Origin of the sequence: Massilia sp. TS11 (assembly GCF_022012445.1) — a bacterium.
In the GTDB taxonomy this organism is placed as follows: domain Bacteria; phylum Pseudomonadota; class Gammaproteobacteria; order Burkholderiales; family Burkholderiaceae_D; genus Telluria.
Map to the genome: position 1 here is coordinate 93592 of NZ_JAKLTS010000011.1, position 14149 is coordinate 107740.

Below are 14149 nucleotides of genomic sequence, written 5' to 3' on the forward strand. Positions count from 1 at the left end.
TAAAAGTGGCAAAATAAATGTATGTTTAAATGTGGGAGGCAGTATGGCAGTCGTCATGATTGAAGAACCGCGCCGCGCCGGCGCCAGCAGCGAAGGGCATCCGTTCTTGCGTCTGGGCTTCCGGCCCTTTTATCTGGGCGCGGCCGTGTTCGGGGCGCTGGCCGTGGCGCTGTGGGCCGCGCGTTTTCTGGGCCTGGCCGTGGGCGGCGCGCAGCTCGATCTGCTGTGGCACATGCACGAGATGGTGTTCGGCATGACGGTGGCGGTGGTGGTTGGCTTTCTGTTCACGGCGGGCCGCAACTGGACCAATCTGTGGACGCCGCGCGGCCCGCTGCTGGCGGCCCTGTTCGCGCTGTGGCTGGCCGGCCGGCTTGGCCTGGCGCTGTTCCCGGGGCCGCTGGCCGTCGCGCTGGACCTGGCCTTTCTGCCGGCCGCCGCGCTGCCCCTGTACCGGGTGATGCAGCGTTCGGCCAATCTGCGCAATCGCTTCCTGCCCCTGCTGCTGATGCTGCTGGCGAGCCTGAATCTGGCCTACCACGCGGCCAGCGCCGGCTGGCTGGCCTTGTCGCCGCTGCGCGTGGCCCAGGCGGCCGTGCTGGTGGTGGTGATGATCGCCTCGGTGATCGGCACGCGCGTGATCCCCATGTTCACCCGTAATGGCGCACCGGGCAGCGCGCCCGTTGCGCATGCTCGCCGCGACGCGATCTCCCAGGGCCTGCTGGTGGCGGCCGCACTGGCCTGGCTGGCCAGCGCGCCGGCCTGGCTGGGCGCGCCGCTGGCCCTGGCCGCCTGCGGCCTGCTGCTGTGGCGCGTTTGGCAGTGGCAGCCGCAGCGCGTGCTGGGCGTGCCGCTGCTGTGGATTCTGCATCTGTCGTATGCGTGGATCGGCGTCGGCTACGGCCTGCTGGCGGCGGCCTGGCTGGAGCTGGCCCCGCAAAGTGCGGCCATCCATGCGCTGGCCGTGGGGGCGCTCGGCGGCCTGATCATCGGGATGGTGACGCGCACGGCGCTCGGCCACACGGGCCGGCCGTTGCAGGCGCGCGGGCTGGAAGTGCTGATGTACGGGGCGCTGCAGGCCGGCGCGCTGCTGCGTGTGCTGGCCGCCTTCTGCAGCGGCGAGACGGCCCAGCTGCTGGTGGGCCTGGCGGCGCTCGGCTGGGTGCTGGCCTTTGCCACCTATGCGTGGCAGTACGGCCCTTATCTGTGGGCGGCGCGCGTCGACGGCCGCGAGGGCTGATCGGGCGGCGGTGCGCTGGCGGCGCTGGCGGCGGCCAGGGCCGCGCGTTTGCGCTGGCGCGCGTAGTGCAGGCGGGTTTCAAGCGCGTGGGTGGTTTGCACGTCGACGCCGCGGCGGTAGGCGTCGTGCAGGGCGCGCGCGGCCATCACTTCTTCGGCGAAGGCGCGCTGTAGTTCCTGGTAGGGCTGGGTGTCCGGCATGGTGCTTACGGGGTCTGAGAGGCGCCGGGCCTTGCGGCGGGCGCGGTGCAGCCGGGTGCGGGGGCTACTGGAGCGAGGACGGCGAAAGTCTGGCCGTGTTTCCAGTATAGAACAAAACATGCCGCACGGCAATAATCTATCCAATACTCACGCACCCAGCTCGCGCAGGAAGCGGCCGATCTCCTGCTCGGCCCAGGGGCTGTCCGCGCCAAAGCTGCTGAGCGGGCGTCCGAAGCACAGGCGGCTCAGGCCCCGGAACAGCCACTCCATCTCGTGCAGGAAGAAGAACTCGTGGTAGCCGCTGGAGACGCTCAGGCAGCTGGCCAGACGGGCGCCGCGCGCGCCCAGGCACTGCGCATAGGGCACGAACAGCAGCTCCTTTTCGAAGGCCTCGAGCGGCGGCCCGCAGAAGGTGGCGAACACGCCGACCGTGCGCCCGTCCAGGCCCTGGAGCTGCTGCAGATAGCGCGCCACCGGGTAGGCCAGGTACAGCCATTTGGGCCCGCCGATCAGGACCCGGTCGTAAGCGGATGCATCGGGGTAGGCGAGCGGCGCGATGTCCTGCTGCGGCTGATGGTAATGACGCAGCCACCAGGCGCGGAAGGCGCGCCAGCCGAGGATCAGCGGCAGCACGGGCAGGGCGGGCAGCAGCGGCGGCACCAGGCGCCATTTGTTCGGCCGCGTGAGCGGGCGGATGGTTTCGCAGTCGACCGTGTGGCCGGCCGCGCGCAGGCGTGCGGCCAGGCAGTCGCCCAGGGCCGCCGTGTGGCCCGAGCGCGAAAAGGTGGCAAGCAGGATTCTCATGCGCGCATGATGACAGAAGGCTTGTGAGTTTGGGGCAGCAGGTTTAGGCTAGACGCTTTCGCACACCGAGGAGCCTGCCCGTGATGATCCGCCGTCCCGCCCTGGCCGCCAGCCTGGCCCTGCTTGTCCTGACCCTCCAACTTCCGGCCCATGCGGCGCCGGCCGCCGACGCCCAGTTCAAGGCGATCTACACCAAGGAATGGAAGTGGCGCATCGCCGAGCGCCTCGAGCGCGATGAGGACGATGAAGGCATCCGCGCCACGCTGCCCCAGGTCGGCCCGGCCGTGCAGGCGCGCCGTCTGGCCTACTGGAAGGGCGTGATGGCCGAACTCGAGAAGGTCAAGCAGGACCAGCTCTCGCCGGCCGAGCGTATCAACTACGCGGTGTACAAGGCGCAGATCGCGGCGAATGTCGCCGAGATCGAATTCCGCGAATTCGAAAAGCCGGTCAATGCCGATACGGCCTTCTGGTCGAATACCAGCAGCGTGGCGCGTCAGAACTTCAAGACCCTGGCCGACTACGAAGCCTATGTGAAGATGCTGGCCGACGTGCCGCGCTATTTCGACGAACAGATCGCGAATATGAAGCTCGGTCTGGCGCGCGGCTTCACGCCGCCCAAGGTCACGCTGGAAGGGCGCGACAGCTCGCTGGTGTCGGTGGCCGAGGCCAAGTCGCCGGAAGCCTCGGTGTTCTACCTGCCGTTCAAGAGCATGCCGGCCGCGATTCCGGCCGAGCGCCAGGCGGCCTTGCGCGCCGAAGCTGTCAAGCGCATCCGCGAACAGGTGCAGCCGGCCTTCGCCAAGGTGCTGCAGTTTATGCGCAGCGAATACGTGCCCAAGGCGCGCACCAGCCTGGCCGCCAGCGAGCTGCCGGGCGGGCCGGCCTACTACCAGTCGAAGATCGTCGAATTCACCACCACCAATCTGACGCCCGACCAGATCCACCAGATCGGCCTGCAGGAGATGGCCAAGATCCGCGCCGAGATGGAAGCGGTGATGAAGCAGGTGGAGTTCAAGGGCGATCTGCCGGCCTTCCTGCAGTTCCTGCGCACCGATCCGCGCTTCTATGCCAAGACGCCGGAAGAACTGCTGATGCGCGCGGCCTGGGTGGCGAAAAAATTCGACGGCAAGATCGACCGCTACTTCGGCTATCTGCCGCGCCGCCGCTTCGCCATCATTCCGGTGCCGGACGATCAGGCCCCGTTCTATACCTCGGGTCGCGGCGGTCCGGGCGTCTACCTGGTCAACACCTACAATCTGCCCTCGCGCGCGCTGTATAGCCTGCCGGCGCTGACCCTGCACGAATCGGCGCCCGGCCACGCCTTCCAGATGCCGGTGGCGCTCGAGCAGAAGGGCGTGCCGCCGTTCCGGCGCGCCTACATCTCGGCCTTCGGCGAAGGCTGGGCTCTGTACAGCGAACGTCTGGGCGTCGAGATGGGCATCTACGCCGACCAGTACGAGCTGTTCGGCATGCTCAGCTACCAGGCCTGGCGCGCTTCGCGGCTGGTGGTCGACACCGGCGTGCACGCCAAGGGCTGGTCGCGCGAACAGGCGCAGCAATATCTGAAGGCGAATACCGCGCTGTCCGAACACGAAGTCGAAACGGAAGTGGACCGCTACATCTCCTGGCCGGGCCAGGCCCTGTCCTACTACCTGGGCGAGATGGCGATCTGGGAAGCGCGCCACAAGGCCGAAGCGGCCCTTGGTCCGAAGTTCGACATCCGCAATTTCCACGACACGGTGCTGCAACTGGGTTCGGTGCCGCTGCCGGTGCTGGCCGCGCGCATCGACCAATTCATCGCGGATGGCGGCAAGTCGCCGTATCCGAAGCAGGAGTAAGCGGCCTTACTGCGGCGTGAGCCACAGCTCCTTGCGTGCCAGGGGCGTGGCCGCCGGCAGCAGCGGGTTTTTCAGATGCAGGATGCGCCGCTCGCTCAGACGCGCGCGGCGCAGATCGGCGCCGAAGGTCTGCTGGAACAGGCGTTCGAAGCTGCCATCGGCGATGGCTTTTTCAAGGCCGCGGCGCACCGCCTCGGCCAGGCTGAGATTGTCCTTGCGGACGAAGAAGTAGAGCGCCGCCGGATAGTGCAGCACCAGATACGGATCGACCGCCAGCGCCGGGTGCAATTGCTGGGCGTCGTTCACTTCCAGCAGCGACAGCGGGTAGTAGTCGAAGCGGCCGGCGTCGAGCATCTGCACCAGATTCGCTCCGAATGGCGCGGTCAGCACCGGCAGGCCGTTGGCACGCAGGATATCGGCGTCGGGCCAGCCGGCGCCCTGTCCGGCGCGCAGACGCGCCAGATCCGGCAGCGCGCGCACGGCGCGCATCTGCTGCGCATCGCGGGTCAGCGCGATGCGCCAGCCAAGCAGGCCCTTGTCGATCGGGATGCGCACCGGGAGCAGGGCCAGCTCCCGTTCATGCGTCGTCATCGAGGACAGGATGTCGATCTGTCCGCCCGCCTTGGCCACTTCCGTCAGTTCCCGTTCCTGCACCATGCGCAGATGGACCGCCTGCAGCGTGTAGTGTTGGCCGCTGCGTTCGAGCGCGAGACGCAGCACGGCGATCGGATAGGCATCCGAGGGCGAATCCGGCGGCGGCGCCAGATAGCGTACGGGCGTGGCGGCAGCCGCCGTGGCGAGGACGCCGGCGAGCAGCAGGGGCAGGAGGCGGGCAGGGCGCATGCACTTATTCTAAGCGCTCAGGCGCGCTGAGAGCTTTCTTCTTCGGCCACGCTGCTGGCGCTGCGCGTCGGCAGGCGCGTCACCACGGCCGGGGCGCTGCGGCGCCGGTCCAGCAGCTGGCAGGCCAGTTCGTGGATGGTGTCGCGCACGCTGTACAGCTGCTCCAGGCCGGCCAGCGCGTCCATCGTGCGGCCCTGCGCGTGCAGGTCGCTCAATTCGGTGGCCAGGGCCAGCAGGTCGGCATGGCTTTGCATGAAGTGACGCACGCTGGCCGCATCGCGCTGGCGCAGGCCGCGCGCGGCCAGCCACTCGCTGACGCGCGCATGCCAGTGGGCGGGCTCGGGCGGCGCCGCGCCGGCGCCGTGCAGGTGTTGCTCCAGGGCCTTGACCCAGGCGCGGTGTTCGACCGCGGCGAACAGCAGCGGCAGGTCGTCGCGCTGGGCGCGCGGGATGGTCTGCCACATCGGGGCCGGCCGCCAGCGCGCCGCCCAGGCCACCAGGGCCGGCCCGGGCATCGGACGGGCGATGCCATAGCCCTGGGCCAGTTCGCAGCCCAGGCGCAGCAGCATGGCGCTGTGTTCGGCCGTCTCCACCCCTTCGGCGATGACTTCGCGGTGGAAGGCGTGGGCCAGACCGAGTACGCCTTCCAGAATCGCCAGGTCGTCCGGGTCGTCGAGCATGTCGCGCACGAAGCTCTGGTCGACCTTGAGCGTGGCCACCGGCAGGCGCTTCAGATAGGTCAGCGAGGAGTAGCCGGTGCCGAAGTCGTCGAGCGCGAACCGCACGCCAAGCTGGCGGCAGTCCTGGATCACCTGGGACATGCCCTGCAGGTCTTCGAGCGCGCTGGTCTCAAGGATTTCGAGTTCGATGTCGGCCGCGCGCGCGTCGGGCACGCTGGCCAGCAGCGCGCGCAGGCGCGTCACGAAGTCCGGCTGCTGCAACTGGCGCGCGCCGACGTTCACGCTGAGCGGAATATGCAGGCCGGCGGCGCGCCATTGCACGGCCTGGATCAGGGCCTGGCGGATCACCCACTCGCCGATGTCGATCGCCAGCGCGTGGTTCTCCACCACGCCGAGGAAGGCGCCCGGCATCAGCAGGCCCTGTTCCGGGTGCTGCCAGCGCAGCAGGGCCTCGGCGCCGATCACCTGGCCGCTGCGCAGATTGACCTTGGGCTGGTAGTGCAGCACCAGTTCACCGTTGCGCAGCGCCGCGCCGATGGCGGCCAGGCTGGCGTGCTGGCTGCGCACGTCGCGGTCGTGGGCGGCGTCGAACACGTGCACCTGGTTTTTTCCGGCCAGCTTGGCCTGGTACATGGCCTGGTCGGCCTGGCGCATCAGGGTATCGGCGTCCACGTCTTCGCCCTGCGGATAGAAGCTGACACCGAGGCTGCCCGTCACCTTCAGCAGATGGCCGTGGTGGCTGAACGGCTGCGACACGGCCGTCAGCAGCTGCTGCAGGCGCGGCAGGCTGCTGGCGCTGTCCTGCAGGTCGAACAGCACGGCCACGAATTCGTCGCCGCCCAGGCGGGCCAGGGTGTCGCCGGCGCGCAGGGTCTGGCGCATGCGGGTGGCCAGTTCCACCAGCAGGGCGTCGCCGGCGTCGTGGCCATAGCTGTCGTTGACCTGTTTGAAGCCATCGAGGTCGATGAAGGCCACGGCCAGGGGATGCCCGCTGCGCTGCGCATGCAGCATGCCCTGGCGCAGGCGGTCGCCCAGCAGCACGCGGTTGGGCAGGCTGGTCAAGGCGTCGTAGTGGGCGATCTGTTCGAGCTCCTGCTCGTGCGCCTTGGTGTGCGAGATATCCGAGAACAGGGCGACGTAGTGGCCGGCCATGCCCTGGTCGGGCGCCACCGCGCCGATGGTCAGCATCTCGGGATAGGTTTCTCCGTCCTTGCGGCGGTTCCAGATTTCGCCATGCCAGAAGCCGTGATCGAGCAGATGCTCCCACATGCGCCGGTAGAAGGCCTTGTCGTGGCGGCCGGAGCTGAGCATGCTGGGATTGCGCCCGATCGCCTCGGCGGCGCTGTAGCCGGTGATGCGCGTGAAGGCGTCGTTGACGTCGATGATGGTGCCGTTGGCGTCAGTGATCAGGATCGCTTCGCGCGCATGCGTGAACACGCTGGCGTGGATGGCCTGCTGGCGCTCGGCCTCGAAGCGGGCGCGCGCAGCTTCGCACTGGCGGCGGTGGTAGGCGATCGCCAGCAGCACCAGCAGGCCGAGGGTGGGGGCCAGCACCAGCAGCAGGGTATTGGTCTCCTTGCGCCAGTTGCGCAGGGCCGGCGCGCGCTCCAGGTGGGTCACCAGCAGCACCGGGTAGCGCGGCGAGCTGCGGAAGGCCGTCAGCGCCGGTGCGGCCGGATCGTGCCCGCCTTCGAGCTTGCCGCTGTTCTGCTGGTGCAGATGCATAGCGGCCAACTGGTTGGTGAAGCGCTGGCCCAGCGCCAGATTGCCGCTGCTGGCAAGCAGGATGCCGTCGTAGCGCAGGATGTCGACGCTGCCGGTATGGGTGTCGAGCTGCTGCAGCACATGGTTGCTCAGGTAGTCGGTGTTAAAGGCCAGCAGCAGGCGCGTGCTCTGGCCGCCGCTGTTCACGGTGCGCAGCAGCGGCAGAAAATTCAGGCCGTCCGGCGCCAGCGGGCGGGCCGGATCGACCGGCGTGCCGTCGGCGAAATCGCGTCCCTGCCAGGGCACGCCGACGCGCAGCACGGCGCGGCCCGGATCGGCCTGCGGCAGGAAGGCGTCGAGCGCGGGACGCTGGCCGAGGTTGTAGGGATTGGAGCTGGCCACGATGCGGCCGCTGGCGTCCAGCACCGATAGCGAGCGCAGATAGGGCGCGGCGCGCACCGCTTCGGCCAGGCTTTGGCTCAGGCGCGTGCTGTCGCTGTCCAGGTCCGGCGTGGCGATGCCGATCGCCGTCAGTTCGGCCACGCCCAGGCTCTGGGTCAGGAAGTCCTCGAAGGCGCGCGCGTGCATGGCGGCGATTTCGAGACCGTTCGCGATGGCTTCTTCGCGCAGGCGCCAGATGGTGTAGCTGGCGAAGGCGGCGGTCGCGCCAACGAGCAGCAGCAGCGCGAGAATCAACTGGTGCCGGAGCTGTCGGATGCGCTTCATGCTCAGGGGGCCAGGATCGGCGTCAGACCGTAATGCGCGGCCGCGCCGGCCAGCCGTCCGTCGCGCTTGATGTCGCGGACGAACTGCTCGAGCCGCGCGTGCCAGGCCGCGTCGCCCGGCTTGATCGCATACGCGTAGGGCGTGATGTGGTAGGGCTTGGGCGGCGCGATCAGACGCGCCCATTCGGCATTGGCGATGAAGCGCTGGCCGTAGGGGTAGTCGGTCATGAAGACGTCGGCGCGGCCGGACTGCACTTCCTGCTCGCGCGCGAACGGCGTGTCCAGCACCAGCAGGGAGGCGTGGTGCAGCTTGTCGCGCATGACCGATTCGTGCAGCGTGCCTTTGGCCACGGCCACCACGGTGCCGGCGGTGTCGATCTCGTCCCAGCTGTGCAGGCGGCGGTTGGCGCGCGTGGCGATCGCGTAGATGTCGCTGGCCAGGTGCGGGCTGGTGAAGCGCAGATGGGCCGCGCGCGCGGGCGTGATCCCGATGGCGAACATGGCGATGTCGCAGCGGTCCTTGCTGACGTCCTCGATCAGGCTGGCGAAGGAGCTGTCGACGAACGCCACGCGCACGCCGAGTTCCTGGCCGAGCGCGCGCGCCATCTCGATGTCGACGCCGCCCAGCTCCTGGGTCTTGGGATCGCGGTAGGTGATGCTGTAGTAGTCGGGCCAGATGCAGACGCGCACCGTCCCCGCCGCCTTGATGCGGTTGAGCCGGGTGGCCGCCTGGGCCGGCACGATGCTCAGCAGCAGGCAAGCCCAGATCGCGAGGGACAGGGAGCGCATGAAATTTGGGAAGGGGAAACGCCCCGAGAGTATGTCATACGGGGCTGGCCGCTTCGGCGCCGATGTTCTCTCAATTCAGAATAATTTGATTGAGATCAAAAAAAAGGCCGCGCCAGAGCGACGCGGCCTGATGTAGCGCAGAATGCCGATCAGAAGCTGTGATTGATACCAGCGCCGTGGAAGCGCACGCCCGTGGTCGTGGTCTTGTTCGAGGCCTCGACATAGGTGTAAGTACGCTTGGACAGGCTGTACTGGTAGCCGATCGAGGACTGCTTGGTCTTGGCCACGCCTTCCGGATTTTTCTGGCCGTAGCCGGCCAGCAGCTTGCCATTGCCCAGCACGTAGTTGGCGCCGATCACCCAGGCCTTGGTCACACTGTTGACCGGCTTGGTGGCGTCCTGATCCTGCTTGGCGTAGGCGGCCGTCAGTTTCAGCTCGGTCGTGGCTTGGGTCGAAATGTTGAAGGAGATCAACTTCGTTTCGATCGCGTTACGGTCGTAGCCAAGCATCACAGCCAGACTGCTATTCTTGTAGCTGGCGGCGAGCGAGAAGGGGTTGGTCGAGCCATTGGCGCCGGCGGCAAATTGCGGAGCAGCAGCGGTGCCGCGGCCGATGATGGCGGCGCCGCCATTGCTTTCCTTGGTGCCGATCGAGGTCGCGACCGCGAAGCCGTTGACGCTGGGCGAGTTGTACCAGAAGCCGTTAGCGGTGCGGTCGGTGCCCGAGCCAGCCGGATCGAGCGGGGCGGCGTTGTAGCCGGCCACCAGCAGGTCGCCCTTGAAGCCGGCCGTGCTGGGCACGCCGTTCCAGGGGTCGAAGGCGTCCTTGGCTTCCATGTAGGCGGTCAGCGCGCGGCCGATGCGCACGGTACCGAAGTCGCCTTGCAGGCCGACGCGGCTCTGGCCCTGGAACAGCGGGCGGTTGCCGTTTTCGGCGGTGCCGGTGTCGGGTTCAAAGCGCATTTCCAGCTGGAACAGCGCTTTCAGGTTGTCGCCGAGGTCTTCGGTGCCGCGGAAGCCGAGGCGGTTGGCGTCGCGCTTGGCGACGGCCAGGGTTTTATCGGTCGATTTGGCGAAGCCGGCGTCGATGGTGCCGTAAATGACGACATTCGATTCGGCCTGGGCGGCGCCGGCGGCGGCCAGCAAAAGGGTAGTCAGCAGTGCTTTTTTCATCATGGTCTTCTCTAAAGGATCAGGAAACAGCCTGATCAGCTTATTAGTCTATTGGTAAATTGACTATTAGAGGAACTACTTAATTCGCATACGCTTATGCTGCACGTGCAATAAAGCCAAGAAATGGTCTATTCTGTCCCCTTTTTATTCCAAACCGTCCAAAAATAATGAAAATCCGCCCCCATGCCGCCATTCCGTTTTCCCTGGCCGTGCTGACCAGCGCAATTGCACAAATTGCCTGGGCCCAGGAGGCCGAGCAGGATCAGATCGCCGTTGTGAAGGTGAGTGCGCAAAAGCGCATGGAGGACCCGAACAAGGTGGCCATGAGTATCACCGCGCTGCGCGGCAGCGAATTGCAGGCCGAGCATGTGAAGGACATTACCGATTTGACGCGCACGGTGCCGAATATCTCGTTCACGGCCGCCACCGGCAATGGCGGGGCGGGGCCGGGCACGAATAACATCGAAATTCGCGGGATCAGCAGCGCGGCCGGGGCGGCCACGGTCGGCATTTATCTCGGCGATATTTCGATGACCGTCGGGAATGTCTACACGATGGGCGCGATTGAGCCGAAATTCTTCGATATCGACCGGGTGGAAGTGCTGCGCGGGCCCCAGGCCACCCTGTATGGCGCCAGTTCGATGGGCGGCACGATCAAATTCGTGCCGATTGAGCCCGATCTGAAAGACCATGAATTGAGCACCTATGTGGAAGCGGCCGGCATGAAACGCGGCAGCGTCAGCTATAGCGCGAATGCGGTGGCGAATATCCCGCTGGTGGCCAATACCCTGGCCCTGCGCATTGGTGTGCAGAGCCAGCGCGCCGGTGGTTTTATCGACCAGGTCGATGGCGATGGCAAAGTCATCGCACGCAATATCAATAAGGTCGATGATCAGGAAACCCGCGTCGCCCTGAAATGGAAACCGAATGCGGACCTGAGTATTACGCCCTCGCTGTACTATCAGGTGGTGAAGGCGAAGGACATCGCCGCATTCGATCCCGCCCTGCCGCGCTATCAGGTGCAAAAGCAGGTGCGTGAACCGTCCGACGACAAGCTGCTGGCGCCGAATGTGGCGATTAACTGGGAAATGGGCGCGGCCGATCTGACCTCGAGCACCAGCTATTTCCAGCGCAAATTCGACCGCACCCAGAATGGCTCGGCCTACAACAGCTATTCGCTGTCGACCTTTCTGACTTCGACCGACGATGGCGGTCTGGCCCCGCCGGCCCTGATCGACGCGGTGGCAGGTTTGCCCTCGGCCGTGTATCTGAACAATCAGGTGCGTCAGGTGTCGCAGGAATTCCGCCTGGCGTCCAAGCCGTATGCAGCCGAGCGCGGGCCGTGGACCTGGCTGGCCGGGACTTATTTCTCGAACCAGCACACGAATATCACCGAGAATGATCCGATTTTCGGCGTGAATGCGACCTTCAAGCGCTTTGGTTTCGATCCGGCCGATCCGGCCATTCTGCCCGGCGCTTTCCCGAATGACTTCCCCGGTGATAACTCGTTTGCCGGTGCTTTCCATTACCGCGAGCGCCAGCGTTCCTTGTTCGGCGAAGTGAATTACTATTTCACGCCGACCGTGCACGCGACGATCGGCGCGCGCTACCTGACGGCCGAAACCACGCTCAGCCAGCGCAATGGCCTGTATCTGGCCGGGGCCGGCAACAACACGAGCGCCGAGCAATCGTCCAAGGCCTTCACGCCGAAATACGCGCTGACCTGGGAAGTCAGTCCGACCAATACGATTTATACGAGTGCGGCCAAAGGCTTCCGCCTGGGCGGCTCGAATATCTACGTGCCGCCGACCACCTGCGCGGCCGATCTGGCCGAAAACGGCATCGACAAAGCGCCGGCCACCTATGCCTCGGATAGTTTGTGGAGCTATGAAGTCGGCAGCAAATCGCGTTTCCTCGGCAATCGCCTGTCGATCAATGCGAATGCCTTCTATGTGAATTGGAAGAATATCCAGCAGGGCGTGTATCTGCCGACCTGCGCCTACAGCTACAACGCGAATGCGGGCGATGCCACCAGCCGCGGCGTGGAACTGGAAATTCAGGCGCGCCCGCTGCCGGGCCTGAGCCTGAGCGCCGCCGGCGGCTATGTGAAAGCCGAACTGTCGAACGACAAAGGCCTGAAGAACGGGATTGTCGGCGCCGTCGCCGGTGCGCAGATTCAAGGGGTGCCGCGTTATAACGCGACCTTCAATGCGCGTTATAACTTCGTGGTCGGCGGCGATAAGCAGGCCTATGTGATGGCCGGAATGCAGTGGGTCGGCAGCAGCAAAGGCTCGCTCAATCCCGAGCAGCTCGATTACGCGCGCCCCAGCTATCACACGGCCGATATCAGCGCCGGCCTGAGCTTTGAGCGCTACACGCTGACGGCCTATGTGAAGAACGCCTTCGACAATGACACCATCATCCAGCGTCCGCAGGTGGCCTCGATCGTGCAGGCTTACCGGCTGGCGCCGCGCAGTATCGGCATGAGCCTGGCGGCCAGCTTCTAAGACTGCTTGTCGTCGTCGGCGGGGCTGGCGGGTTCGGTATTCCAGTCCTGCCAGTCGGCGCCGAATAATTCGCTCGGATGCTGGGTGCGGTCGGAGCCATTGCCGCAGGCCATGTCCGTCGCCGGACAGTATTTGTCGCAGCCCCAGCAGATGCGCTCGGGATTCTTCGGGACAATCGGGAACTTCTTGGCCATGATGGCCACATCTTACGCCCGCCGATGCGCCCGCAACATAGGCACTTCGGCCGAGGCTGGGCCGGCAGAAGCATAATCGAAAAATGGGGTCAGACCCCATTTATCTGGGCAGCAAGCCCATCATCCTCATGGAAAAATGGGGTCAGACCCCATTTATCTGGGCAGCAAGCCCATCATCCTCATGAAGCAACAAAAAGGGCCACGGGGTAGGCCGTGGCCCTGGACGTTCGCCCGACGGCGGCTCAGCTTTACTTCAGATTGCGGATCAGGCTGGCGACCTTGGTGGTGATCACGTCGACCGCCGGGCCATTGGCGCCGTGCGGCAGTATCACGTCGGCATAGCGCTTGGTCGGCTCGATGAACTGTTTGTGCATGGGGCGCACGGTTTCCAGGTACTGCGCGATGACGCTGTCGATGCTGCGCCCGCGCTCGCTGATGTCGCGTTTCAGACGGCGGATGAAGCGCACGTCGGGCGCCGTGTCGACGAAGATTTTCAGCGACATCATCTTGCGCAGGTCCGCATCGTAGAGGGCGAACAGGCCCTCGACCACGATGACCGGGGCCGGCTTGACGTGGATCGTCTTGTTCGAGCGGTTGTCGATGGTGAAGTCGTACTCCGGCATTTCGATCGCTTCGCCGCGGCGCAGGGCCTGCACCTGCTGCACCAGCAAGGGCCAGTCGAAGGCGTCCGGATGGTCGTAATTGGTTTTGCGGCGCACGTCGGGCGTCAGATGCGACTGGTCGCAGTAGTAGTCGTCCTGCATGACGACCGAGACCACGTCGGAGCCGAAGGAGGCGAGCACCTGCTGGGTCACCGTGGATTTGCCACTGCCGCTGCCGCCGGCAACGCCGATCACAAACGGTAAGGAAGATTGCTTGTTCATACGTGAATGCGACGAGACCGCACCGGCCCGCGCGGGCAGGCGCAGTCGGCGAGCGCTTGATAGGTTCAGGCGCTATTATGCCAGAGCGGGGAGCTTGAGGCTGAGATTGCCTGCCTCCCCACCCATTCACGGCTGGGATGCATGCTTTTCCAGGTAGGCCGTCAGCAGATGCTCGGGCATCAATTGCTCGGCCAGTTGCTGATTGTAGGTCAGCGCCAGCGGTGCCATTCCCGGGACGAGCAGCTCGAGGCGGCCGGCGCTCTTGCGCAGAATTTCCGTGTGCTTGCCGTCCAGATCGACCAGGTAACGCAGACCGGAATTGCTCGCTTCGAGTTTCGCGCGCAGTACGCGGCCATCGAGCGGGTGGTCGATGCCGGTAATCTGCAGCAGCACTTCCTGGTTGGCGCGCGGGCCGACACGAACCAGCCACAGATGGACGCCTTCGTCGCCGCAGTAAGCCTTCATGTAAGGGCCGACTTCGGGGCGGCCGGGCGTCGCGGCAAAGCTCAGCGAGGACAGGCAGAGAAGAATCAAGGCAAGCAGCGTACGCATGGGAGTTCCTTTGTTGATGG

General features: G+C 65.8%; 12 protein-coding genes. 3 read left to right on the forward strand and 9 right to left on the reverse strand.

All coding sequences use genetic code 11. The features are described 5' to 3' along the window. Positions 1-55: 55 nt before the first annotated feature. Positions 56-1237, forward strand: a complete 1182-nt coding sequence (locus tag LZ005_RS16550) for an NnrS family protein (RefSeq protein WP_237809550.1) — start codon at positions 56-58, stop codon at positions 1235-1237. Here LZ005_RS16550 and LZ005_RS16555 read toward each other — a convergent pair. Beyond that, complete coding sequence (locus tag LZ005_RS16555) at positions 1198-1437, reverse strand: hypothetical protein (protein WP_237809551.1); 240 nt, start codon at positions 1435-1437, stop codon at positions 1198-1200. The genes LZ005_RS16550 and LZ005_RS16555 overlap by 40 nt on opposite strands. Positions 1438-1584: 147 nt before the next feature. Further along, positions 1585-2241, reverse strand: a complete 657-nt coding sequence (locus tag LZ005_RS16560) for a hypothetical protein (RefSeq protein ID WP_237809559.1) — start codon at positions 2239-2241, stop codon at positions 1585-1587. 83 nt (positions 2242-2324) lie between these two features. On the opposite strand from LZ005_RS16560, the gene LZ005_RS16565 reads away from it, so the two are divergent. Beyond that, the gene (locus tag LZ005_RS16565; protein ID WP_237809568.1) at positions 2325-4079 is read left to right on the forward strand and encodes a DUF885 family protein; all 1755 of its coding nucleotides are present in this window, start codon (positions 2325-2327) and stop codon (positions 4077-4079) included. Between the two features lie 6 nt (positions 4080-4085). On the opposite strand, the gene LZ005_RS16570 is transcribed toward LZ005_RS16565, so the two are convergent. From LZ005_RS16570 to LZ005_RS16585, 4 genes are all read right to left on the reverse strand, one after another. Next, positions 4086-4922 carry an ABC transporter substrate-binding protein gene (locus LZ005_RS16570; RefSeq protein ID WP_237809570.1) on the reverse strand — a complete coding sequence of 279 codons (837 nt, stop codon included), beginning with the start codon at positions 4920-4922 and terminating at the stop codon, positions 4086-4088. A gap of 17 nt (positions 4923-4939) precedes the next feature. Then, positions 4940-8032, reverse strand: a complete 3093-nt coding sequence (locus tag LZ005_RS16575; RefSeq protein ID WP_237809577.1) for an EAL domain-containing protein — start codon at positions 8030-8032, stop codon at positions 4940-4942. A 2-nt stretch (positions 8033-8034) separates the two neighbouring features. Further along, entirely contained in the window at positions 8035-8820 is a 786-nt protein-coding gene (locus LZ005_RS16580; RefSeq protein ID WP_237809578.1) for an ABC transporter substrate-binding protein, read from the reverse strand. 149 nt (positions 8821-8969) lie between these two features. Further along, positions 8970-9992, reverse strand: coding sequence for a porin (locus LZ005_RS16585; RefSeq protein WP_237809590.1), 1023 nt, complete (start codon positions 9990-9992; stop codon positions 8970-8972). 167 nt (positions 9993-10159) lie between these two features. On the opposite strand from LZ005_RS16585, the gene LZ005_RS16590 reads away from it, so the two are divergent. After that, entirely contained in the window at positions 10160-12499 is a 2340-nt protein-coding gene (locus tag LZ005_RS16590; protein ID WP_237809597.1) for a TonB-dependent receptor, read from the forward strand. Here LZ005_RS16590 and LZ005_RS16595 read toward each other — a convergent pair. The 3 genes from LZ005_RS16595 to LZ005_RS16605 form a co-directional block, all read right to left on the reverse strand. Then, the gene (locus tag LZ005_RS16595) at positions 12496-12693 is read right to left on the reverse strand and encodes a DUF3079 domain-containing protein (RefSeq protein ID WP_237809605.1); all 198 of its coding nucleotides are present in this window, start codon (positions 12691-12693) and stop codon (positions 12496-12498) included. The two genes, LZ005_RS16590 and LZ005_RS16595, sit on opposite strands and share 4 nt — an antisense overlap. Positions 12694-12941: 248 nt before the next feature. Beyond that, positions 12942-13577: a uridine kinase gene (gene udk, locus LZ005_RS16600; RefSeq protein WP_237809611.1), complete on the reverse strand. Its 636-nt coding sequence runs from the start codon at positions 13575-13577 to the stop codon at positions 12942-12944. 126 nt (positions 13578-13703) lie between these two features. Next, positions 13704-14129 (reverse strand): hypothetical protein, encoded by a 426-nt coding sequence (locus LZ005_RS16605; protein WP_237809612.1) that lies wholly within the window; start codon positions 14127-14129, stop codon positions 13704-13706. Between the last annotated feature and the right edge of the window lie 20 nt (positions 14130-14149).